This is a genomic window from Gemmatimonadaceae bacterium, from assembly GCA_020851035.1.
Classification (GTDB): Bacteria; Gemmatimonadota; Gemmatimonadetes; order Gemmatimonadales; family Gemmatimonadaceae; genus JACMLX01.
Window position 1 is genome coordinate 135209 of sequence record JADZDM010000006.1, and the last position, 23689, is coordinate 158897.

Annotated in this window: 22 protein-coding genes; 8 read left to right on the forward strand and 14 right to left on the reverse strand. The window is 69.1% G+C overall.

Features of this window, described 5'->3' with window-relative positions:
* Positions 1-39 precede the first annotated feature (39 nt).
* A complete protein-coding gene (gene katG, locus IT355_06855; GenBank protein MCC7052972.1) occupies positions 40-2280 on the forward strand; it encodes a catalase/peroxidase HPI in 2241 nt (746 codons plus the stop codon).
* Between the two features lie 364 nt (positions 2281-2644).
* On the opposite strand, the gene bla is transcribed toward katG, so the two are convergent.
* Positions 2645-3547 (reverse strand): class A beta-lactamase, encoded by a 903-nt coding sequence (gene bla / locus IT355_06860; GenBank protein ID MCC7052973.1) that lies wholly within the window; start codon positions 3545-3547, stop codon positions 2645-2647.
* A 529-nt stretch (positions 3548-4076) separates the two neighbouring features.
* On the opposite strand from bla, the gene IT355_06865 reads away from it, so the two are divergent.
* Entirely contained in the window at positions 4077-5243 is a 1167-nt protein-coding gene (locus IT355_06865) for a hypothetical protein (protein ID MCC7052974.1), read from the forward strand.
* Positions 5244-5285: 42 nt separating this feature from the next.
* Here the strand turns inward: IT355_06865 and IT355_06870 are convergent, their stop codons facing one another.
* Both IT355_06870 and IT355_06875 read right to left on the reverse strand, forming a co-directional pair.
* Complete coding sequence (locus IT355_06870; protein ID MCC7052975.1) at positions 5286-6308, reverse strand: HAMP domain-containing protein; 1023 nt, start codon at positions 6306-6308, stop codon at positions 5286-5288.
* Between the two features lie 49 nt (positions 6309-6357).
* A complete protein-coding gene (locus tag IT355_06875; protein ID MCC7052976.1) occupies positions 6358-6882 on the reverse strand; it encodes a response regulator transcription factor in 525 nt (174 codons plus the stop codon).
* 162 nt (positions 6883-7044) lie between these two features.
* Between IT355_06875 and IT355_06880 the strand changes: the two genes are divergently transcribed.
* Positions 7045-8556: a beta-lactamase family protein gene (locus IT355_06880; GenBank protein MCC7052977.1), complete on the forward strand. Its 1512-nt coding sequence runs from the start codon at positions 7045-7047 to the stop codon at positions 8554-8556.
* Positions 8557-8645: 89 nt separating this feature from the next.
* Here the strand turns inward: IT355_06880 and IT355_06885 are convergent, their stop codons facing one another.
* Positions 8646-9824: a hypothetical protein gene (locus IT355_06885; GenBank protein ID MCC7052978.1), complete on the reverse strand. Its 1179-nt coding sequence runs from the start codon at positions 9822-9824 to the stop codon at positions 8646-8648.
* 273 nt (positions 9825-10097) lie between these two features.
* On the opposite strand from IT355_06885, the gene IT355_06890 reads away from it, so the two are divergent.
* Both IT355_06890 and IT355_06895 read left to right on the forward strand, forming a co-directional pair.
* Positions 10098-10700, forward strand: coding sequence for a helix-turn-helix transcriptional regulator (locus IT355_06890; protein MCC7052979.1), 603 nt, complete (start codon positions 10098-10100; stop codon positions 10698-10700).
* A complete protein-coding gene (locus IT355_06895) occupies positions 10697-11524 on the forward strand; it encodes an SRPBCC domain-containing protein (GenBank protein MCC7052980.1) in 828 nt (275 codons plus the stop codon). Before IT355_06890 ends, IT355_06895 begins: the two co-directional genes overlap by 4 nt.
* A 26-nt stretch (positions 11525-11550) precedes the next feature.
* Here IT355_06895 and IT355_06900 read toward each other — a convergent pair whose 3' ends face one another.
* The 7 genes from IT355_06900 to IT355_06930 form a co-directional block, all read right to left on the reverse strand.
* Entirely contained in the window at positions 11551-12384 is an 834-nt protein-coding gene (locus IT355_06900; protein ID MCC7052981.1) for a hypothetical protein, read from the reverse strand.
* Positions 12385-12577: 193 nt separating this feature from the next.
* Positions 12578-13309 carry a hypothetical protein gene (locus IT355_06905; protein MCC7052982.1) on the reverse strand — a complete coding sequence of 244 codons (732 nt, stop codon included), beginning with the start codon at positions 13307-13309 and terminating at the stop codon, positions 12578-12580.
* A 160-nt stretch (positions 13310-13469) separates the two neighbouring features.
* Positions 13470-13844, reverse strand: coding sequence for a hypothetical protein (locus IT355_06910; GenBank protein MCC7052983.1), 375 nt, complete (start codon positions 13842-13844; stop codon positions 13470-13472).
* An 87-nt stretch (positions 13845-13931) separates the two neighbouring features.
* A complete protein-coding gene (locus IT355_06915; protein ID MCC7052984.1) occupies positions 13932-14540 on the reverse strand; it encodes a GNAT family N-acetyltransferase in 609 nt (202 codons plus the stop codon).
* Positions 14541-14581: 41 nt separating this feature from the next.
* Positions 14582-14992 (reverse strand): SRPBCC family protein, encoded by a 411-nt coding sequence (locus tag IT355_06920; GenBank protein MCC7052985.1) that lies wholly within the window; start codon positions 14990-14992, stop codon positions 14582-14584.
* Positions 14993-15125: 133 nt separating this feature from the next.
* Positions 15126-15713, reverse strand: coding sequence for a hypothetical protein (locus tag IT355_06925; protein MCC7052986.1), 588 nt, complete (start codon positions 15711-15713; stop codon positions 15126-15128).
* A 132-nt stretch (positions 15714-15845) separates the two neighbouring features.
* The gene (locus IT355_06930; protein ID MCC7052987.1) at positions 15846-16181 is read right to left on the reverse strand and encodes a hypothetical protein; all 336 of its coding nucleotides are present in this window, start codon (positions 16179-16181) and stop codon (positions 15846-15848) included.
* A 365-nt stretch (positions 16182-16546) separates the two neighbouring features.
* On the opposite strand from IT355_06930, the gene IT355_06935 reads away from it, so the two are divergent.
* Together IT355_06935 and IT355_06940 are read left to right on the forward strand one after the other, a co-directional pair.
* Entirely contained in the window at positions 16547-17686 is a 1140-nt protein-coding gene (locus tag IT355_06935; GenBank protein MCC7052988.1) for a hypothetical protein, read from the forward strand.
* 56 nt (positions 17687-17742) lie between these two features.
* A complete protein-coding gene (locus IT355_06940; GenBank protein MCC7052989.1) occupies positions 17743-18309 on the forward strand; it encodes a methylated-DNA--[protein]-cysteine S-methyltransferase in 567 nt (188 codons plus the stop codon).
* A 264-nt stretch (positions 18310-18573) separates the two neighbouring features.
* Here IT355_06940 and IT355_06945 read toward each other — a convergent pair whose 3' ends face one another.
* From IT355_06945 to IT355_06955, 3 genes are all read right to left on the reverse strand, one after another.
* The gene (locus IT355_06945; GenBank protein ID MCC7052990.1) at positions 18574-19725 is read right to left on the reverse strand and encodes a hypothetical protein; all 1152 of its coding nucleotides are present in this window, start codon (positions 19723-19725) and stop codon (positions 18574-18576) included.
* Between the two features lie 541 nt (positions 19726-20266).
* Positions 20267-20665, reverse strand: coding sequence for a hypothetical protein (locus IT355_06950; protein MCC7052991.1), 399 nt, complete (start codon positions 20663-20665; stop codon positions 20267-20269).
* 54 nt (positions 20666-20719) lie between these two features.
* Positions 20720-22162 carry a sulfatase gene (locus IT355_06955; protein MCC7052992.1) on the reverse strand — a complete coding sequence of 481 codons (1443 nt, stop codon included), beginning with the start codon at positions 22160-22162 and terminating at the stop codon, positions 20720-20722.
* A 46-nt stretch (positions 22163-22208) separates the two neighbouring features.
* Between IT355_06955 and IT355_06960 the strand changes: the two genes are divergently transcribed.
* The gene (locus tag IT355_06960; protein ID MCC7052993.1) at positions 22209-23318 is read left to right on the forward strand and encodes a formylglycine-generating enzyme family protein; all 1110 of its coding nucleotides are present in this window, start codon (positions 22209-22211) and stop codon (positions 23316-23318) included.
* Positions 23319-23689 lie beyond the last annotated feature (371 nt).

The following is a 23689-nucleotide window of genomic DNA, read 5'->3' on the forward strand; positions in this document are numbered from 1 at the left end:
CCGTCACCACGCAGACCCACGACCCGAGGGGACCCACCAATGGAAGGACATCCAGCCAGCACCGGCGGCACCTGCCCCGTCAAACACGGCGCCCTGCCCACCGAGGAGCCGCGCCACGCCCGACGCGCCAGCGCCCACCGAGGCGGACGCGCGAACCGCGACTGGTGGCCCAACCAGCTCGACCTCTCCATGCTCCACCAGCACTCCGCCCTCTCCAACCCGATGGGTGAAGGCTTCGACTACTCGGCCGAGTTCCGCACGCTCGACCTGGCCGCCGTGAAGCAGGACCTGCTGACGCTCATGACCAGCTCGCAGGACTGGTGGCCCGCCGACTACGGCCACTACGGCCCGTTCTTCATCCGCATGGCCTGGCACGCCGCCGGCACCTATCGAACTGGCGATGGCCGCGGCGGCGCGGGTGCCGGCACCCAGCGATTCGCACCGCTCAACAGCTGGCCCGACAACGGGAACCTCGACAAGGCGCGGCGCCTGCTCTGGCCGATCAAGCAGAAGTACGGCCGCGCCCTCTCCTGGGCCGACCTGCTCGTGTACACGGGCAACGTCGCCCTCGAGTCGATGGGCTTCACCACCTTCGGCTTCGGTGGCGGGCGCGAGGATGTCTGGGAGGCGCCGAGCGACATCTACTGGGGCGCCGAGGCCGAGTGGCTGGGCGACAAGCGCTATGAGGGTGATCGCGAGCTCGAGAACCCGCTCGCCGCGGTGCAGATGGGCCTCATCTACGTGAACCCCGAGGGCCCGAACGGTACCCCCGATCCACTCGCGGCCGCGCGCGACATCCGGGAGACGTTCGCCCGCATGGCGATGGACGACGAGGAGACCGTCGCACTCATCGCCGGCGGACACACCTTCGGGAAGACACACGGCGCCGGTGACGTCGCACACGTGGGCCCGGAGCCGGAAGGTGCCGCGATCGAGCATCAGGGGCTGGGCTGGATCAACAGCCTGGGCTCCGGCAAGGGTGGCCACACCATCACCAGCGGCCTCGAAGGCGCGTGGAAGCCCAACCCGACGCAGTGGGACAACGGCTACTTCGACACGCTCTTCCGCTACGAGTGGACGCTCACGAAGAGCCCCGCCGGCGCACACCAGTGGACGCCCACCGATCCCGCGGCCGCCACCACCGTCGTGGATGCGCACGACCCGGCGACGTTCCACGCGCCGATGATGGCCACCACCGACCTCGCGCTGCGCCTGGACCCGGTGTACGAACCGATCTCGCGCCGCTTCCACGCCAACCCCGACCAGTTCGCCGACGCCTTCGCGCGCGCCTGGTTCAAGCTCACCCATCGTGACATGGGCCCGCGCGTGCGCTACCTCGGCCCGCTCGTGCCCGCCGAGGATCTGATCTGGCAGGACCCGATCCCCGCCGTGAACCACCCGCTGATCGACGCGCAGGACATCACGGCGCTCAAGGCTCGCATCCTCGACTCCGGCCTCTCCATCGCACAGCTCGTGCAGACGGCATGGGCCTCAGCCTCGACCTTCCGCGGCTCGGACAAGCGCGGCGGTGCCAACGGCGCGCGCCTCCGCCTCGCGCCACAGAAGGACTGGGAGGTGAACCAGCCGGCGAAGCTGGCGCGCGCGCTCGAGATCTTCGAGACGATCCAGGCCGCCTTCAACGCGGCGCAGGGTGGCGGCACGCGTGTGTCGATCGCGGACCTGATCGTGCTCGGTGGCGCCGCCGCCATCGAGGCCGCAGCGAAGCGGGCCGGCCATGACGTGACGGTGCCCTTCACCCCCGGGCGCATGGACGCCGCGCAGGAGCAGACCGACGTGGACTCGTTCGCGGTGCTCGAGCCCATCGCCGACGGCTTCCGCAATTACCAGAAGGGTGCGTACACACTCACGGCCGAGCAGCTGCTGGTGGACAAGGCGCAGTTGCTGACGCTCACCGCACCGGAGATGACCGCACTGGTCGGCGGGTTGCGGGTGCTGAACGCCAACCATGGCCAGTCACGTCACGGTGTCTTCACCACGCGCCCGGAGGTGCTCACCAACGACTTCTTCGTGCACCTGCTGGACCAGGGCACGGCCTGGAGCCCGATGACCGGCTCCTCGGAGCTGTTCGAGGGCCGCGACCGTGTCACCGGTGACGTGAAGTGGACCGCCACGCGCGTGGACCTGATCTTCGGCTCGCATTCGCAGCTGCGTGCGATTGCCGAGAGTTACGCCGAGGGGGGGTCACCGGCGCTGTTCATCGACGCGTTCGTGAAGGCGTGGGTGAAGGTCATGGACGCGGACCGGTTCGAGCTGGCCTGATGTGAGCACTCCCCCGGAACGCCCTCGCGCCGGAGGCGTTCCGGGGGTGCAGCAGTGCGGTGACGTTGCGCCGGCCGTCGTGACAGGCCGCGCGTACCACGGTCCGCCCGCACAGACGACTTCCACGTCCTCCCGACACCGGGCACCGCCGCGACCTGGACCATCCATGCCGCGACCTGCCGTTCGTCGAGGTCATCGACCGACGTCGGCTCCACCCCGCGCGTGACCATTCCGATCGCGACTGGCATGAGCGGCGGCACCGGGTCGTACGCCGTCCCGTTGATGAACACGAGCGTGACATGATCGGCGAACCCGCCGCAGGAGAAGCACCAGCCGTTGCCCGGCGCCGTCCTGCGAGCAGCAGTCAGTCCAGCGCCCACGCTGCCGCAATCCGTCCGACGTCCGCGAGCACCGCCTCGTGACGACGCTCCGTCTGCGCGGTGTATTCGCCGCTGTCGAAGTAGGCCGCGATGACGATCGGGCTCCTGCCGGGCGGGAAGGTGATGGCAATGTCGTTGCACTTGTTGGTCGTGCCCTCCGTGCGTCCCGTGCCGGTCTTGTTCCCGGTGCGCCACCCGCGTGGAAGCCCGGCACGCAGCCGATTGGGTCCGGTGTCGGTGCGCTGCATCCAGGACAGGAGGCGCTCCCGTGAGCCGTGCTGCAGGATGTCTCCCGTCGTGATCCGCCGGACGAGTTGCGCCATCGCCAGTGGCGAGGTCGTGTCGCGAAGGTCGGCCGAGAGCACGAGGCCCAGGTCCGGTTCATAGCGATCGAGACGGGTGACGGTATCACCCATCTCCCGGATCCTCGCGGTGACGGCGGCTGGACCGCCAAGGCGCCTGACCAGGAGGTTCGCCGCGGCGCCATCGCTCATCTCCTGTGCGGCCTGCGCCAGCGTGGCAATGCTCAAGCCGCCCTTTGCCAGGTTCGGGCGCGTGACGGGTGCCCATGGCAACAGGTCCGCCTCGGTGTACGACAACACCTCGTCGAGACGCAGCCGGCCCCGGTCCGCCTCACGCAGGCAGGCGGAAACCATCGCGAGCTTGAAGGTCGAGCACAACGCGAATCGTTCGTCCATCCGCGTGCCGCTCACTTCGCCCGTCGCGGTGTCGAGGAAGCAGACGCCCAGTCGCGCCTGTCCCACTTCCAGCGCCCGGAGTCGCGCGGCCGCATCGAATCGGCGCCGAGTGGATCGCAGGACCGGTGGCTTCGACAGCAGCGTGGCTGCGGTCACCGATGAAAACACGAAATCACGCCTGCTGATCATGCTTCTTGCACTCCTCTGGTGGTTGGGCAGGTGACGTGCAGTGCGGCTGCGGCGCGCTCCCCCGCCATGATCGTGCGACGATGCACGAAGGTACATGCGCACCGTCGCGACGTCGCCCGGAAGGGTCGGGGCGGGCGCCGCGGGCACGTCGCGCAGGACGCGGCTCAGGTACAGGACAGGCTGACGATCAAAAGGGCGGCGCTGGCGGCGCGGGCGGCGCGGGCGGCGCGAGCATCAGGGCCGGCCGGATCCCCCGAGCCAAGGCGGCACTGTCGAAGGCGGCGTGACGCGGAATCGGCAGTTGCCGTGTCTGGAGTCGAGCGTGGTGCGTGATGACGGCGACGACATGGGACAGCGGCATTGCAGCGCCATCGGACGAGCGCTCGCCACGGCCCCTCCGAATGCAGCACGGCTCGCCCCCGTGGCGGTCGCACCGTCCGCCACAGCGGCACCCCGTCACGAAACTTCGCCGCCGCCCTGCCGTAGCTGTCCGTGAGGGGCCACCACGTCGCGTCCACCCTGGCCACGCATGCGCACAGTCCCGCTCACTCTCGCAGCGCTCCTCGCGTCTGCCTCAGCGCCACTGGATGGCCAGGCACCGCGCGACACCCTGCGCACCAACTCCCGCGCACTGCTGGTGCGCGACGGGCACAGCACGACCGACTGGTGGGTCGAGCCCGGCGCACAGCCGGACACCTACTTCCTCGACTTCCCCCTGGTCGGCGGCGGCGTCACGTTCATGTCGGATCGCGACACGATGCATATCACCGTCAGGCCCGGCGAGCATCACGACTTCATCGTGCGCCTCCGCGACAGCATCAGCGTGCTCACGCGGGTGAGCGCAACTGCCATCCATCCCCGTCCCCGGATCCTCACCGGCGACTCCCTCGCGGTGCAGGTCGTGCCGTTCACGATGCGCGACGGCCGCATCCACGTGGAAGGCACGATCAACGGGTCGGCGCCGCTCCTGATGCAGTTCGACCTCGGTGCCGCGGGACTGAACTTCAACCGGCGGTCAACGGGCAAGGCGCCCGTGCGATGGGACGCCACCGATGTCCTCGTCAACTCCGACGGCCGCAACACGGTGCCGTCCAGCCGCAGCGTCACCATCCGCATCGGGGCGATGGAGTGGACACGGCAGTCGATGGTGCAGACGGGCAACATGGAGGAGTACGAGGACGTGATCGTCGGCAACTCGCTCTTCCGTGATCGTGTGGTGGAGATCGACTACGACCGCCGGGAACTCCGCGTCCACGCCAGGACACCGCCGATCGCCGCCGGCTTCGTGCGACACCCGCTCGCCCTCGACAATGGAGTCCGACCGCTGCTCCAGGCCGAACTGCTGGCAGACGGCGCCTGGCTCGAGTCGTGGTACCTGTTCGACACGGGACACACCGGCACCCTGCTGCTGTCGGCCAGGCAGCACCGCGACCAGCAGCTCGCGTCGCGACTCGGCTTCCGGTTCGGTCTCGGTGACCGCCGCGTGTTCCGTGCGCGTGGCTTTCGGATCGGCGGGGTGCAGATGCCGCCGGCCATGGCCGTGGTGCAGGTGATGACGGATGTCGATCGCGGCCTGCGGCACAGCCTCGTCGGCAACCGCTGGCTGAGCCGATTCAACGTGATCCTCGACAACCGGCAGGGTGCCATCTGGCTCGCGCCCACACGCGAGGCGCGCGCGGCGGCCGTTCGCCCGTGAGCCGGGAGCTGGACGACCTGCAGCACCAACGGCCGCCGAGTGTCAGCGATGATCGCCTGCCGGCAGCCGCACCGTGAACGTCGTCCCGACGCCGACGTGGCTGGCAACCCCGATGATCCCGCCCATCCCTTCCACCAGCCGCTTCGTGAGGGCGAGACCCAGCCCCATGCCGCCCGTGGCGCGATCGCGCGAGGCATCGACGCGGTAGAAGCGATCCCAGATCAGTGGCAGGTGCTCCGCCGGGATGCCGGTGCCGGTGTCGGCCACCTCGATGACCGTCGTCCCCGCGCCGTTGCGCCGGACCGTCACGTCGATCCGGCCATCCGTGGGCGTGTGTGTGATCGCGTTCTGGAGCAGGTTCCGCAGCACCTGCGCCAGCCGGCGTGGATCGGCGAACACGGGAAGACCCGGCTCCGGCACGGTCACGTGAATCGTCGTCCTCGATGCGCGAAAGGCATCGGCCGCCCGCTGCACCTCCACGCCGGCGTCCAGTACGCGCAGGTCGAACGTCCATTCGCCCGCGTCCGCCAGCGCCAGCTCCTGCAGCTCATCGATGAGCTGCTCGAGCAGCAGCGCCTCCTCGTGCGTCGAGAGCAACGCCGCGGCGTCGGGGGGGCGCAGGCCGTCGCGCATCGCTTCCAGCTGGCCGATGACGTTGGTGAGTGGCGTGCGCAGTTCGTGGGCGACGTCGGAGATGAGCTGCCGCTTGGCGGTCTCCGTCCGCTCGAGGGACTCGGCCATGCTGTTGAACGACTGCTCCAGGGCGCCCAGCTCGTCGCGCGAGCTCACGCGCACGCGGGTGGACAGGGCCTTGGATTGCACGCTGCCGGCGGCAGCCGTGAGCCGCTGCACCTGCGCCACCACCGGATACGCCGGCAGCCAGGTTCCGGCGCCGGCCAGCACACAGGCCAGGAGGACCGCGAGCCAGAGCGAACGCTGGATGCCGGCCACCATCGTCGCCGCACCCGACGGTCGCGGCATGGAGACGGGCAGCCGGTAGAGCCATCCCAGCGTGCCGCCGCGCGGCGCGATCAGGCGCGTCCCGCTCACGAGCAAGCGCCGCACTTCGTGCACGGCGGCGACACTGTCGGCCAGGCTCGTGGCGGCATCGACGTCACGGTCGGACAGCGTGCGCGACTCGAACTGCGCCAGCTCGACGCGCGCCGAGCACCGCGAACTCGCTCGGCGTGAGCTCCACCGGCGTCTCCGACAGGTGAACCTCCCGGCTGGCCGTGTCGAGCACCAGGTCGGCATAGCGCAGTGCGTGCGTGGCAGTGCGTGGGGTTCGCCGGAGTACCGCCTCGAGGCGTGCCACCAGTTCACGCTGGCTGAACGGCTTCGTGACGTAGTCGTCGGCGCCGGTGGCGAAGCCCTGCAGCCGGTCCTCCTCGACGGTGCGCGCCGTGAGGAAGATGATCGGCGTCGCGGCAACGGCGCGCACCTCGGTCGCGATCTGCAGGCCGCTCGCGCCCGGGAGCATGATGTCCAGCACCAGCAGGTCGAACGACTCGCTCCGGAGCGGCTCCAGCGCGCGGCTGCCCGACCGTTCGGTGGCCACCCGATGGCCGGCGTGACCGAGGTAGAGCGCGACCAGGTCGGCCGTCTTCGCATCATCCTCCACCACGAGGATGCTGGCCATGCCAGACCCGGGGCGCTCATTGGGATCATGCGTCAACCTTGTCCTCTGCGTGTGAACCCCGTGTGAAGGCAACCGGCGTGCCGGCCTTCACACGGGGTTCACCGCCCCGGAGTTTGTTGTGTGCCAGGAACAACGGCCACACCGTCCCGATGGAGACAACAGATGAAGGCTACGCCGCCGCGCCCCCACCAGCGCCCCTCCCGCCCCGTGCCGCAGTGTCTCGGCGCACTGGCCGTCACCCTGTCGATCGTCTCCGGTCTGCAGGCGCAGGGGGCCGCGCCCCGCGGCACACCCGAGCGCAGGCGACAGGCACCGACTGCCGAACAGGCCGACATCGCCGGCAGGCTCCGGATGATGGCCCGCACGCTCGCGAGGCAGGATCGCTTCTCCGGGGTCGTGCTGCTCACGCGCGACGGCCGGCCCGTGCTCGAGCAGGCCTACGGCTTCGCCGACCGGGAAGCGCGACGCCCGATGACGGTGGGTACGATCATGAACGTCAGTTCGGTGGGCAAGCTGTTCACCCAGGTGGCCATCGGCCAGCTCGCGGCGGCCGGCAGGCTGTCGCCGGACAGCACCATCGCTGCCTATTGGCCCGACTATCCCGATGCCGCAGTGGCGCGCAAGGTGACGATCCGGCACCTGCTCACGCACCGCTCGGGGATCAACGGCAACATCTTCGAGAACCTTCCCGCCATGCGCCGCAACCGGGACTACCTGCCGGCCGCAACACGAGGGCCACTGGCGTTCGAGCCTGGGAGCCGCGCGGAGTACTCGAACGCCGGATACGTGATCCTCGGCGAGATCATCGAGCGGGTGTCGGGGGAGGTGTACCACGAGTACATCCAGCGTCACGTGTTCGCACCGGCCGCAATGACCGTGAGCGCATTCCCCGCGCGTGATTCCCTGCCGCCGCGCGCCGCGATCGGCTATACGCGCGGCGCCGACGACGCCCCGACCGCGCGGCTGGTGCGCGCCACGGGCGTGCAGCCGATCCGCGGGAGTGCCGCGGGCGGCGCGTTCGCGAGCGCCGGTGACCTGCTCCGTTTCGTGATGGCGCGCCGGCGGGGGCAGCTCGGCGTGCCCGCGCGTCTGCTGTCCGACCAGTCGGCGGGCGGCAGTCCCGGCTCCAACGTGGTGATCAGCGAGGGACTTCCCGCCGGCTACCACCTGATCGTGCTGGCCAACGTCGATCCGCCGATCGCGGAGATGATGGCGGATTCGGTGGAGCGGTGGCTGGGCGGCGGCGAGCGCGTGGGCGGCCCGCCGCAGGGCCCGGGCCGTGGACCGCGCATCGTGCTGCGCGGGTCACCGGACGATGCGGATGATGGCCCGCAGGGTCCCCTGCTGGACGCGCTACCCGAGACGCCGCGCGGGCGCGCGGCTGCGGCCTACCTTCGTGCGTTCTCGTCAGGTGACAGCGCGTTGATGCGAACGGTGATCGAGACGCTGGTGGTGAAGGACGAACGCACCACCGACGACCGCGTCCGGCGCTACCTCGAGATCTTCGCCGACAACGGCCCGCTCACGATCCTCGGGGTGCGCGAGGCGCCGGACTCCTCGCTGGCGATAGAGGTCAGGTCGGAGAAGAACGGCGAGATGATGGTGGGCGTGTCGTTCGTGCCGGATGGGTCGGCGCGGATTGCCGGCGTGCGGTTCGAGGTCAGGCGGCGGTGAACAGCACCCGACCCGGGTGGATGAGGCACCATAGCGCCGGGAACGCCGCACCATGGCGCGCAGGGAACACGCCCACGTGACCACCGGCCTCAGCGCCGGAACGGATCCGAGAAACGGGGATCGGTGGTGATCATCTCGTCGGTCAGTGTCCGCAGGTACGCCACCAGCGCCGCCTTGTCCGCGGCACTCAGCCCGAGCCGGATCGGAGAGCGGTCGGCATTGCGCAGGCGCGAGTCCAGCGACGGTGCGGGCTGCATGCCGCTGTTGTAGTGCTCGACCACGGCCTCCAGGGTCGCGAAGCGGCCGTCGTGCATGAAGGCGCCGTCGAGCGCGACGTTGCGGAGCGACGGGGCCTTGAAGTGTCGCGTCTCGTCGGCATCGAGGCCATTCCCCTCCCCATCCAGCTCGAGCGCGAAGGTGGGTGGCAGGTGGCACTCGGCGCAGCCGGCACCGCCCTGGTTGATGCGGCGCTGGAACAGCGACTTGCCGCGGTTCTCGGCGTCGGTGAAGGTCGGGAACGGCGCACCCAGCCCGCTGTCTGGGAGGAGCGGATTGAAGGCGCGCGAGAATCCCTCGTCGAACCGGCTGTCGACGGAGACGATGCTGCGCACGTACTGCGCGAGCGCGCGGGCGATACGGTCGCCGGTCACCGTGGAGTCACCGAACGCGTAGGCGAACAGTTCGCGGTAGTACAGGTGGCCGCCCAGCCGAGCGACCAGCGCCGGGATGCCGCCGTGCGCGTCGTCGAAGCCCATCTCGACGGCGTCGCGGATCGGCTGGAGCGCCTGCGACTCGAGTGTCGGTGCACGCTGGTCCCAGAACGCCCGGCCCGACACGAAGAACCTGCTGTTCGCGAGGCGCATGGAGTGTGCGCCCGTGCGGCTCACCCCGTCGATGCCGAGGCTGAACCGCGCCGTGTCGGAGAAGCCTGCGGACTGGATGTGGCAGGAGGCACAGCTCCGGGTGTTGGTGCGGCTCAGTTGCGTTTCGTGGAAGAGGACGCGTCCGAGCAGGGCGCCCTGGTCCGTGACGGGGTTGTCGACCGGCGCATTCGTGCGCGCGCGCACGAGGGCGCGGTAATGCGCCGGGAATGCCGGCGTGGCGTACTGCGGCAGCGCGGCGAACGAGATCCGCAGCGCCGCCTGGATGCCGGGCGGGGTGTGCACCGTCGGCATCGGCGGCTCGAGCACGGTCGGCCGAGGCTCCGCGCGACAGGCGCCGAGGCTGAGCAGCGTGCCGGCGGACAGGAGGGCGCGGAGTGCGGTCATGCCGAACGTGGAGGGACTGGGAGCGACGGGCATCGGGCGTCTCGCACACCGATGGCGAGCACGGAGTCCGTGCCGGAAAGCTGACGATCCACCATGCCTGGCGCGACCCGTCGGGTCCGGTCGTCGGGCGCGCCTGCGCGCGCAGCACCTGGTCGGTGACTCTGAGTACCAGCGTCCACAACACCTCGCTGCGACTCTGAGTGCCAGTGTCCACTTCCGAGGACAGGGGTTGCCCTCTTGACAGTTTTTCTTGTCAACGGTATCCTCGTTTCCATGTTCGACATCCAGGTCATCGACTCCCCCGCCGCAGCCACCGCCGCGCTCGAACCCATCCGGAGCCGCCTGCTCTCCGAAATGGCCGAGCCTGCTTCGGCAGCGACGCTGGCCTCACGCGTCGGGCTGACGCGGCAGAAGGTGAACTACCACCTCCGGGCGCTCGAGGCGCACGGGCTGGTGCGGCTGGCCGGCGAGCGGAAGTGGGGCGGGCTGACGGAGCGACTCGTCGTGGCGACCGCGGCGTCCTACGTCGTGTCGCCGGGTGCGCTGGGGCCCATCGCCGCCGATCCGGGCCGCACCGTGGACCGTCTTTCCGCCAGCTACCTCATCGCACTCGGCGCGCGCGTGGTGCGCGAGGTGGGCGACCTCGTGCGGCGCGCGACCGACACCGGCAAGCGGCTCGCCACGCTCTCGGTGGATACCGAGATCCGTTTCCGGTCGCCGGCCGAGCGGGCCGACTTCAGCAGAGAGCTCACCGAAGCCATCGCGACACTCGTGTCGAAGTACCACGATGGCTCCGCCCCCGGCGGCCGCGCGCATCGGCTGGTGATCCTGGCGCACCCACTTCCACAGCAATCCGAACCCAGGGAGCTGCAATGAGCATCAGCACGGACGCCAGCGGACGCCGGTCCATCGCGATCGAGGTCGAGGTACACGGGACACCGGACGAAGTCTGGGCCGCCATCGCCACCGGTCCCGGCATCTCGTCATGGTTCATGCCCGCCGTGGTCGAGGAGCGCGACGGTGCGCCGGTGGCCTTCACGCTCACCTTCGGGCCGGGCATGGCGTCGCGCTCGGAGGTGACCGAGTGGGATGCGCCGCGGAAGCTCACGCGTGAATCGCCGGGCTGGATCCCGGGCTCACCGCCCATCGCGAACGAGTGGATCGTCGAGGCACGCGCCGGCGGCACCTGCATCGTGCGCATCGTGCACAGCCTGTTCGCCAGCACGGACGACTGGGACAACCAGCTCGAGGCCACCAAGTACGGCTGGCCGGCGTTCCTGCGCACGCTGCAGCTCTACCTCGAGCACTTCCGCGGCCAGTCCTGCACGCTGATGCAGGTATCCGCACCCGTCGCGGGCACGGAGGCCGAGGGGTGGGACGCGATGTTGTCGGCGCTGGGCCTGGCGGGGGCGAGCGTCGGCCAGCGTTGGACCGCGCCCGCCGGAGTCCCGTCGATGAGCGGCGTGGTGGAGTACCTCACGCGCACGCCGTACGACCTGCTCCTGCGCCTCGACACACCGGGTCCCGGCATCGCGGCGTTTGGCGTGGCCGGATACCCCGGCGGTCCGACCACGCTGGCGATCAACGGCTACATGTATGGTGCGCAGGGAGCGGGCCTCGTCACGAGCGAGACGCCGCGCTGGCAGGCGTGGATGGAGCAGTCGTTCCCGAAGCCGGCGTCACAGGCCCCGGGCGACTGACCCGGGGCGCGCGCGGCGATCGCGGGCTACTTCAGCTTGTCGATCGCCGCCTGCAGCCCGCGCGCGGCGGGGAACTTCGCCTTCAGGTCGGTCAGCAGCGTGCGTGCCGAGTCGGTGTGGCCGAGCGCGACGTAGCCGTCGGCCAGCAGCATGCCCTTGCGGACGGCGAGCATCGGCTGGTCAGCGGGGAGCGACATCGCGCGCAGGCTCGTCATCGCACCGGCAGCATCGGCGCGGTCGCGGAGTTGCGACTCGATGCCGAGCAGTGCGACGGTGGGATCATTGGGCCGCTGCAAGATGAGCTCCGCGGTGAGGCGCGCCGCCTCCTCCTTGCGTCCCGCCTCGCGCGCCAGTCGCGCCTGGTGAAAGAGGCCCGCCACGAGCAGGTTCGTGACGTCGGCCGAGTCGGACTTGAGCGTGCCGACACCGCCGGCGTATTCGTACACCAGCTCACCACCGTGCTTGCCGGCGCCGTAGATCAGCGCGGCAGCCGGCAGGCCGACGAGTGCCGACGCGACGCCGAGCCCGCGCGCCATCTTCGCGTTCTTGCGCAGCGCCAGCGCGATCAGTTCGAGTGCGGCCAGCGCGACAAGGATGTTGCGCGCCTTCTCGCCCAGCTCCTCGTGTTCCTGCACAATCGGTCGCGCGCCGGGGATCCGCTCGGCCGGGCCGTGCGAGGCATCACCCGACTTCACGGCCAGCGCGGAGGCGGCGGCGGCGAGCACGATCAGCACCGTGGCGGCGTGGGTGGCCCACTTGCCGAAGGGGAACAGGCTGAGGATCCGGAACGCGATACCGGCGACTCCGAGTGCGACGACGAAGTGCACGACGACAGGATGGAGCTCGGCAATCGGTGGCATGCTGGTGGTGTGTTGGTTGCGGAGGGCTGCGCGTCGGTCGTGACGCGTCAGGCGCGTTCCGTGCCGCTGAACGTTGGCGGGTGCCCGTCCGGAAAGCGAGCACCCGCGGCGGTCAGGCGACCGGACCGAGGGCGACCCGGTTTCGCGACCCGGACGCCCCTTCCCTCACTTGGTGGCCCGAGGGCCGGCGCGCTCACTCGGCGCGAAGCTCCCCCGCGCCTTCCAGGACAGTGCCGATCCCGGTGATGGACGAGACGATCGCGCCCCAGCCCTGCGTCTCCGGGCTCACCGGGAGCGTCAGCAGTCCACCGGCCATGCACACGTCCGCCAGGGTCAGTGCCGCCCCCTGCGCGATCTTGCCCAATCCCTTGAACCAGCGTCGCGAGGGGTGCCTGACGCCGACCGTCGGCACCACCGGCGGCCGGAGCGCGTCGCCGGCGTTCCTGAGGCGAGTCTCGATGCCGCGCAGCGACGACACGAGCGGGCTGATGGTGGGCTCCTGCCGCATCACGTCGAGCGTGCCGCGCCGCTTGACCTGCAGGAACGCGGCGAGCAACGCGCCGCGGGCACTCGTCTCGCCGAGGAGCCGGAGCGCGCGGATGTCCTCGGCGGGCAGGTCCTCGAACGTCATGCCCTCGATGATGAGGCCATCGTATTCCTCGACCACGTCGAGCATCCCGATGTCTTCCGCGATGTCGGTGGCACGCGACAGCACGCGTGCGACGGACTGGATGTACGCGGCATCGAAGGCGGCGTCCTGCCGTTCGTGGCGCTTGTGATCGGCATAGCCGGGCGCCATGTCCTGGATCAGGTCGTCCATCGAGCGATGGTCCGGGCCTGGCGCCGTGCGCGGCGCGACCCCCGACCGGCGGATCCGCTCGACCGAGAGATACGACAGGAACTCACGATACTCGTCGCGGTGCATCCACGCCTCCGTGTTGCCGGACCATGGTGGTGTCGATCAGATGTCCATCACCTGAAGGACGCTGGCCCGGTCCGTTCCTGATCACGATCGTGCGACGGCCGCATCCACGCAGACCCGTCCGCCGCCGGCTGCGGCGCGGGTCCGCGCGGCCGCGCGGGGCTCACGCGGTGCTTGGCCGGGCCTTCATCATCTTCGAGATCACGCCGCCGATTCCACCGCCTGCCGCACCGGAGATGGCGGGGAAGAGCAGCTGCGCGACGGCGAACCCGGGCCACTGTCCCGTCGCAACCGCGAGCAGTCCGCCCACGACGCTGCTGGCACCGCCGGCGGCGGCACCGGACGTGGCGGCAGCACCAGCGGTGCCGGTGGTGGCGCGTCCCGCGATTGCGCCCGTGAGTGCGGCCACCACCGTACCGCAGATGGCGAAGAAGTTGGGCATCGCGCCGAGTGATGGCACGGCCTTTCCGAGCAGCACCATCGCCAGTTGCAGGACGACACCGATGGCGGTGGACTTCACGATCGGATTCGAACCCATGGGCCAGCTCCTTGACGAGTCACGGGCGTGGGCGAGCCATCGGCGCTCGCGTGCGGCGACACACAGTCCGGAACGGGGCTCCGGTTGTCAAGGCTGCGTGGCTGCGGCGGACTTCCCCCAGTCGGGCCGGCAGAGCCGGTAGTGCGCCAGCAGCCGATCGGGTGGCCACTTCGGGTACATGTTGGGCACCACGCCGACGAGGGTGGCGCCAAGCTTCTGCAGCACGCGTCGTGACGCCGCGTTCTCCTGCAGCGGGAAGGCGTCGATGGCGGTGACGGACGTGTGGGCGAAGGCGAAGGTGGTGAGTGCGCGGCAGGCGGCCGTGGCATAACCGCAGCCCCAGAACGGTTTGCCGATCCAGTAGCCCATCTCGGCAGCCGACTCGGGCTCGGCACGCGCACCGGTGCGGCTCGCGGGAACCGTGTCGTCGCCAGCGGCAGCGGGTGTCGGCATCACGAGGCCGCACATACCGACCACGAAGAGTGCGGGGGCCGTCTCGATCTGTGCGCCGGTCGCGACGTCGGTGAGCGCGACGATGGCGAACGCGTATTCCAGTCCAGCCGCGTGTCGCGGCACGACCGAGGCGATCCAGGAGGCGGCGCCATCGGCGGGGTACGGCTCGGGGAGGTTGGTGGTGGCGGTGACGGCGGGGTTCGCCGCGAGCTGCTGGACGGCAGGGGCGTGCGCGGAGGCCACCGGGACGAGTGTGACGAGCCGCGCGGGGCTGCCGTGTTGCGTCACCGGCGGGAAATCACGTGTGCGGCGAAGCGGTCGAGGATGGCCTGCCATCCCTGCCGTTGCTGTTCGCCGGTGTGCGTCGACTCGGCCTCGAAGGTTTCGCGCACGGTGACGGCGTCACCCGCCTCCACGAACTCCACGGTCACGATGCGCTCGTCACCCATCGTGAACTCGATGCGCTCATGGGGCACGACGGTGGTGAAGGTACCGGCGAAGTCGAAGCCGAAACTGCCGTCGCGGGCTTCCATGCGGTAGGAAAAGTGGCCACCGGGGCGGAGGTCGATGGTGGCGGCGGGGCAGCACCAGTCGTCGGAGGCGGCGTTCCAGTGGGTGATGTCGGCGGGGGTGGTCCAGGCGGACCAGACGGTGGTGAGGGGGGCGGGGATGGTGGTATCGATGGTGATGTGCATGCGGGTCCTCGGTTGGGATCGCGGAATCGGAGACGCAGGACGGATGACACTATACCATGCGACAACCGCCGCCGGGCGAGCCTGCCCATTGATCGCAGGCGCCGCGATCGAGCACACCGGCGGCTGGCTCATCTCACCTGCGGTCTGATGGAGGCGCTGGCGCTGCGCCCCCACGTGATCCACCCATCACCCGCGCCGGCCGCCAGCGACCCGCCGGCGCGACGAAGAACGGCGCATCGGTGAAGCTGAAATGGTTGGCGTGCCTGATCTCGTAGCGGAAGCCGGCCGCGGTCATGTTCGCGAGCAGCCTCCCGTTGCCAGTGTGGAACAGGTCCCCGTGGGGGGACTCGGTGAGATCGCTCTGCAGCAACAGGAACGGCCGGGTGAGCTGGCGGCTGGGCAGGTCACCATACGGCGTGCCGTCGATGTTGGCGGCGGCGACAACGCGAGGGTCCTCGCTCAACGCCATGGCGGCCGCCGCGCCGCCGAAGGAGTGCCCGATCACGGCCCACCTTCGACGCGTCGATCCCGCCGCCCTGACGCACGATCTGGTCGATGACGAATACGCGATCAGATCCTGCCAGCTGCTGCCGCGGAGCGCCCATTGTGCCACTGCGAGGCACAGCCCGAGTCCGACAGCGGCGATACGAAGACGCGGGCGCCATTCCGGCGCGATCAGCCGCCACGCGGCGAGGGCATGCACCGCGGCCAGCAGGAGCACATCGGGGAGCAACATCGAAATCGCAGGAACAGGGAGTTCAACCGCATACCGGTGGCGCCGGACACTGGTTTCACCCGATCTGCCCGGGGCATTCGCGCGCACCGCGCATGCCTCGCGCCGCCCTCCCGCCGCTCAACGCTCCGGGTAATGCAATCGCTGCAGGAGGTCGCGCGCGACGGCTTTCAGGCTATCGGCCTCTACGCGCGTGACGTGTGCGCCGGTCAGGTCGAACGTGCGCACCGCCGAATCGGTGACTCGACCGCTCAGCGGCGCATCGTAGTGGAACGTCTGGTGCACGACGAAGAACGCGGCTGAGTCGAAGTAGAATGTGTCCGTGGCGCGACCCATCTCGCCGAAGTAGATGGCGCGGAGCCGGCGCAGCTGCATGCCGTCATACGCCGCCTCCAGCGTGGCCCCTTCCGTGGACAGTCCGAGGACAGTTGCCGTGTCGCGACGAAGGCGGCTCATGTCCGCCTCCAGGGCGGCGACACGTGCCTCTGCAGTCAGCGGCGGTGCGGCGCGCGGACCGGCGCATGCGGAGGCAGACAACCCGAGCCAAGCCAACACGCACCTCGTGTGCACGACACCTCGGATGTTGGAAGCGCGATCGGATTCCGCTGCACCGTGACCGCACCCTTCGATAGTCTGCGCACGATACACCGGTCTCGCTGCCAGCGGCAACCCGCGTGCCGTGGTGTGCAGGCGTGGCGCTGAGCACCGGCCGCCAGACGCTCGGCATGGTCGCGGAACGGTCGCTGTCCAGGCTCAGCCGCCTGCCGTGAGAATAACGGCCATCCGTCGTCGTCTGACGAGTGACCCCACCCCGAGCTCCGATGTCGCGAACTGTTCCGCTCGCTCTCACAGCCGCCGCCTGCGTGCTGGCCGCGTGCGCACCCGATCGGCACGCGCCCACGTCGGCCGCGCCACCGGCGCTGGCTCCCCTCCCGCCGCTGCCGCCCGAGTATCACCGCGACGTGCTCGGCTCGCCGGACACGGTGCACAGCGTCGCAGTGGCGATCAATGCCAGCGGCGCGATAGTCGGCACCATCGGCACCAGCCAGCTTGGGTTCTCGCCGCCGATGGGTGTGATGTGGGACGCATCCGGCCTGCCGGTCGCCCTCGGCAATGGACTCGGCCTCGCACCGACGGACATCAGCGACTACGGTCTGATCACCGGCAACCGGGCCGGGCGGAGCTGGGTGTATCTCACGCCGACGAAGTGGGTGCAGTTGCCGCTGCCGAGCGGCGCGACGACGACGATTGCCGCCGCGATCAACTGGCAGGGCACGATCGTGGGCGAGATGACGAACCGGAAAGGCACGCAACTGCCGGTGCGCTGGATGCAGGTCCGTGGCGGTCGGTGGTCTGCGGTCGCACTGCCGCTCGCAGCGCCCTGGATCGCCGGTGGTGCCGTCGACATCAACGCGCTCGGTGACATCAGCGGATGGGTCAGCGATGGGAGCGGCATCGATCGCGCGTGGGTCTGGTACGCGGACGGCCAGCAGCAGGAGGTCCACAAGATCGCCTCGCACGCCGGGCTCCGGATCAACAACAAGCAGGAGGTGCTGCTCCACACCTGGAACGCCCACGGCGTGGTGGAGCCGACGGTGGTGCACGCGCCAAGCGGGGACCAGAGTCCGAAGGTCGGCCTGCCGGTCGGGTCGGTGGCGTCCGGGCTCAACGACGCCGGACGCGTGGTCGGGATCGCGCCGGTCAGCCTCTCCTTCGGCGGCGCCTTCCCCGATGCGCCGGTGACCGTGTTGCGCGGCAGCGCGCGTCCCGCCGAGGATCTGCCATCGTCGCCAGCGGCCAACGTCGTGCCGCGGGGCACGGCGTCGGACGTGAACATCTGCGGAACGGCGGTCGGCAGCCTGACGCGCTTCGGGGTGGGATTCCGGCGCGCGATACGATGGGAGCGCATCGGCGACTGTGACTTCGACCCGGCGCCGGTGCTGCGGGTGGTGCCACGCTGAGGCGCCCCGCGACGAGCGCTGGTGTCATCGTCGTGCAGTCCGCACCTTGACTGCCGATGCCGACTGCTCACTATCTCACGTTCCCGACGGCGTTCGGCACCTGTGGCCTCGCCTGGTCTGACGTCGGGCTCCTTCGTGTCCAGCTGCCGGACTCTGATGAGCGCGCGACGGTGGCGCGGCTGCGTCGTGCCGGTGCCGAGGCTGCCTCGGACACACCGCCGGCGTGGCTGACTGACTGCATGTCACTGGTGACCCGGCACCTGAGCGGCGACCCGACCGACTACCGCCACCTCCCGCTCGACGACCGCGCACTTGCCGCCGGTGAACGCGCGATCTACGCGGCGCTGCGGAGCGTGGGATGGGGCGAGACGATCACCTACGGCACGCTGGCGCGGGCGACGGGCGCGCCAGGTGATGCACGCGTGGTTGGCCGCGCGATGGCGCGGAATCCGTGGCCGGTGGTGGTGCCATGCCATCGCGTGCTCGCGGCGGGGCAGTCGCTGGGCGGCTTTTCAGCGCCGGGCGGTGTGGCGACGAAGGTCCGGCTGCTCGCGCTGGAAGGGATCAGGCCGGGTGGTGGTCCGCCGGAGCAGCCGGACCTGTTCGACGACGCGCCGGGATAGCCGGGAATCGCGTGCCTGGCGGATCGGTTCCAGAGACCCGGAACATGCGGTCTCGTGTGTGTGCTCTACCGACAGTGACGTCCCCCCGGAAAAGTTGGGCAGGTCGAAACTAGGGGACTCGAGTGGTGTGTTCGCGGTCTGCACCTCCCTCCTGAATCGAAATCAGGTCAGGCTGGGTGTCCGCCAAACCGGGTCGGGGGCATGCTGGACACATTCGCCTGCCAGCATGGCAGCAAACGTCCTGGTGGCGGTCCGCTGTCTTGCTTACTCGCCTAAGTCGAGTGCATCCAGGACCAGAGCCCTTTCACCATCAGGGGTTCGGATGCCACTGCCACTGTTGTAGTCATAATAGCACCAGCCAATGTTGTTTCTCCTTGCAGCTGAAGCAAACGATGATACGAAGTTGTTCACCGACCGTGCGTCCTTGACTGTCCTTGGGTCAAACGGGTATCCCGTCCAGTAGCGAAAATGAGAAATGTACAGTTCTCGCCCTGGATGGTATTGCTCCATTTGCTGGCTTGCCAATTCAAACTTCTTGTCGAAGTAGTCCTGTTCCAGTCTGGCATTGGAAAATGGGATTGCCCAACGACCCAGATCGGTGATCATGGAGGTGTCAATGCCTGGCACGGTGCCCGGGAACGTGACAACCGGCATCGTTTCAGTGAAGAAATAGTCCTGGTGTTGCCACGCGAACACATCTATCGCCTCTGCTTTTCGCTCTGTGCTCTGAGAGATCTCTGCGGCAATGATGATGTTCGGATCAGCGCTTTGGATTTCCAGGTCAGGTATTCTGTCCAGGCTGAATGCTGTGATGTACAATTGTCTGTCAGGATTGGTTCTCCTGATCGCAGGCAGGACCATCTGGTAGTATCGATTTCGCAGTGCCTTCTCCTCGGTTCCTGTGCTCAACAGAAATCGCACATTGGGCCCGTGATTCCTGAAATGATTGGCAAATACAGCGAAGTTCGCTGCTTGCTTTCTCAGGTTCTGTTCGACTCGTTCCGCTCGTGGCAAGGTGCTGTCGGTGACGGCAATTGGCATCCTCGCTGGCGATAGGATCACACCAAGGCCGACCGCCTTGCTCCAGCTGATCAGAGAGTCGACGGCAACCACTTTATCGGCAATGATCTGCTCGTCCGCAGTCAGGATTTCCGTGCCGGTGATGTACAGTTGAATATGGTCCATGCCTGTTGTTGCGATCCATTCCACATCCTTCTTGCTGAACCACCGTGGGTCGGCATACGCAAATGAGTCAATCGGATAGCCTGTCCAGTGGTTCAGCGATACTCCGTTCTTGAAGGAGAAGGCTGATCCTGCTCTTCCTGCGTTGAGCTTCCTGCTCGCCGGGCACCCAAGCACGAACACGAGCAGAATGGTGATGCTTGACAAGTGGCTGACCCGCTTCAATGGTGTCATCTGCAATGCCGTGTGGTGTTGTGTGGCTGGCGCTTCACCATGACCGCTGACGACCGGGTGTTGCCGCAGTTGGGGAATCGACCAACTGTCCGCCCGGAACCGAAGCAAGAGTAATTGCGGAAAGCTGAACGTGACGTGGCCACGGGGGTTGGGCGCGGAATGGCGCCTTGGGCCGACGCGGCGCCGCGCCCCGCGAACACATCAACCGGGTGAGCGCAGGTTCCACGTCGGGCGCACTCATCCGACGCGGCCAGCGCCGGCTCGGAGTTTCACGACCCGGCTATCGGCGCCGCCTTTTCGCCTGCTCGAGCCGATTCAGGTGCCCGAGGATGTGATCCCTCACGATCTCCAGGTGCTCGTCGGGTGTGTACTCCCGCGAGCCCCTGCGATACGGTATCCTGGTGTCGGAAGGGAGCGTCAGGATCATGCGCCGGATCACTCGCTGCGCACGCCGGATTCGACCTCCGACCTGCGCGACACTCATCCCGCGCGAGCGCTCCAGGCTCGTCCGGTCACGACGCTCCCAATATGCGCGCGACGCTCAGTTCCCGCGAACGAACGTCAGGTCCAGCGACGCGGCACTGTCGGGTCTGAACCGCACGCGCAAGGTCTGCGCGTCGGGTGCTCGCGCCACGATCACACTGCGTGCCGCCGGCGCACCACTGACTGACAGCCTGCCGACCAGCGAGTCGCCGTCGATCTGTCCGCCGCCTTCCCACGCAACGCCTGAGAACGCGAGCCGCACACCAAGCACACCCGTCTGGCCCGAAGTCGATGCGACCGACAGGCCGATGAACGTGAGCGACGGTGTCACGGAGCGCCACGTCCCCGCGAACACCGCAGGTGACGACGCCCTGGGCGCACCGCCACCGGGCGCGGCCGGATCAGCCACGCACGCGATGGTCCCGCACACCGCGATCATCAACATTCGACGCATCATCTGGCCTCCGGACTGGGCTCCCCGCTCCAGCCTACTCCCGAAACCGAGGCTCCGTCACCTCGACGCTTCCGTGATCAGTCGTTGCAGCTCCGCCCGCACGCCGGGCAGCACCGCGTCGCCGCGGGGCGTACCCATCAGGTTGTCCATCTGGTACGGATCACGCTGGAGGTCGTACAGCTCGTCCATCCCCGGCAGTTCACGGTACGTGATGTAGGTGTACCGTTCCGTCCGCACGGCGTCGTACCCCATGCGGAACGTGCGTGGGAAGACGATGTCGGTGTAATACTCGAGGAACAGTGAGGACCGCCACGGCACCGTGCGCCCGCGAAGCAGCGGCACCAGTGACGCACCCTGGCGCCGCACGGTGTCGCGCACGCCGGCAAGCTCCAGCATCGTGGACGCGAAGTCGATCGTCTGCACCAGCTGACTCGGCGTGGATCCCGCGCGTGCCACGCCCGGGTAGCGAACGATCAGCGGGATGCGCGCCGTCTCCTCGTACGCCAGGCGACGCTCCTGGTCCAGGCCGTGCTCGCCATAGAAGTAGCCATGGTCGCTCGTCAGCACGATGACGGTGTTCTCGAGTTGGCCCAGCGAATCGAGTGTCGCGCGCAGCCGGCCCAGCGACTCGTCCACACCGAGCAGCATCTCCAGGCGCGCCCGGATGTCCGTGTCGCTCGTGCCGGTTGCGGGTGACAGGGCCGGCAGGCCGGGAAGGCGGCGTTCCAGCGCCGGCTTCCTGACGGGTGGCGTCAGCGCGTTCGGCCGACGCGGGACGACCGCCGTGGCATAGCGCCCGGCATGTCGTGGCGCCGGCACGAATCCCTCGGGCTGGCCCTCGCGCATCGCGCCTCGCGTGCCGTCATTCGCCTGCACGACGTTCGGGTGCAGCGCCTTGTGCGCGAGGAAGACCATGAACGGCGCCTGACTCGAGTCCTTGAGGAACGCCACCACCCGATCCGTGAGCACGTCGGTGACGTAGCCCTCGACGATGCGGCGGCTCCCGTCGATGTTCAGTGACGGATTGACCGCCTCGCCCTGCCCGCGCATGGCCACCCAGTGCGACCAACCGGGCCGCGGCGAGTCGTCGTTCCCCATGTGCCACTTGCCGAAGAAACCCGTGCGGTACCCCGCAGCCTGCAACGGGATCGCGAAGGTGGCGAGCCGATGGCTCGCCGAGTCGCGCGCCGTGTTGTCGACGATGCCATTCCTGCGGACATACTGGCCCGTGAGGATGCTGGCGCGGCTGGGGCTGCACAGCGGCGTGCTGGCGAAGGCGTTGGTGAATCGTGCGCCCTCGGCGGCCAGCCGGTCGATGTTCGGCGTCTGCACGAACGGGTGACCGGCGACACCGATGTCGTCCCACCGGAGGTCATCCACCAGCACGAACACGATGTTCGGGCGCTGGGTGCCTTCGGCGGGGCCGCGCTGCACCGCCGTCGCGCAACCGGACAGGGTGAGCAGCAGCGTCATCGACAGGACGGTGAGGAAGCGGCGCATCGGGAATACACTACCTCCCCCCGCGCCCGGGCACCACATTGAGGGCGTGCGCCAGTCTTTCACCGTCGTGACGATCGTTCTCCTGTCGTGCGCAGCCGGGTGTGCGCCCGCCGTCGACGCGCCACCACGCCGCGAGTCGGCAGCCAGCCCCGCCGCGGCGCCAGCGCCGGCGCCAGCGGGCTGGGTCTGGATCCCGGGAGGCACGTTCGCCATGGGCGACGCCGGCCCGCACGCCCTCGCCCACGAACAGCCCGTGCACCCCGTGCAGGTGGGCGGGTTCTACATGATGGTCGATGTCGTCACGAACGCGGAGTTCACCGCGTTCGTCGAGGCAACAGGCTACGTGACCGTGGCGGAGCGCGTGCCCGTGCTCGCGGAGATCATGCGTGGCTTGCCGCCTGGCAGCCCTCCGCCGCCCGCGGCAGCCTTGGTGCCTGGCTCACTGGTCTTCACGCCTGCGCCCGGCACCGTCGACCTGCACGACGTGTCACGGTGGTGGCGCTGGACCCCGGGGGCCAGCTGGCGGCATCCGGCGGGACCACGCAGCACGATCGCCGGCAAGCAGCAGCATCCGGTGGTGCACGTGGCGTGGGACGATGCGGTGGCCTACGCGCAGTGGATTGGCGGGCGCTTGCCGACCGAGGCCGAGTGGGAGTTCGCTGCGCGCGGCGGTCGCGAGCACGCCACGTACACGTGGGGTGACGCGCCACACGACTCGGCACACCCGCAGGCGCACATTTACGAAGGTACGTTCCCGTCGCACCCTGCAGAGCCGGTCGCTGTCGGCACGTTTCCGGCCAACGGCTACGGCCTGCACGACATGTCCGGCAATGTCTGGCAATGGACGGCAGACTGGTATCGCCCCGACACGTACCTGCGCCGCGCGGGAGCGGTCGCCGTCATCGATCCGACCGGACCCACGGGAGGGACCGACCCGCGCACCGAAGGCGAGCCGGCCCGGGTCATTCGTGGTGGCTCGTTCCTGTGCAGTGACGTGTATTGCCGCGGATATCGGGTGAGTGCGCGTGGCACCGGGGCGCCGGATACCGGTGCCTCGCACATCGGATTCCGGGTCGTGGTGCCGCGACTCGGTCCGGGCGTGCCGCGGCGGCTGACAGGACACGGGCGACGCACATCCGGGCGAGAGCCCGCGTGATGCGTGGTCGGGGGCGGCGGCGTGCCGGTTCCCGGCAGGGAACGCCGAAGTCGCGCTGAACCCGGTGTGCCGATGGGTGGTCGACGCCACACTCGCGCGCCATCGCAGCAGCCTCGAGGCGCTTCACACCCGTCATGCCGCATTCATCACCCGCAGCTGGTGGGCGTCCGACCGGATCGACCACATCCCCGCGCGCATCTGTGGGCAACAGACGGCGGAGCGGGCTGTCGCACGCCGGCTCGAGCGAAATTTCAGGCCTCGGCAATCGCTGCGATGGAGACTTTCAGTCCTGGAATGCGAACAGGCATCCTGGCCCCTTGCCGGGCGGGCGGCTGGGACGGGAACCACCTGAGCCACTCCTCATTCATGCC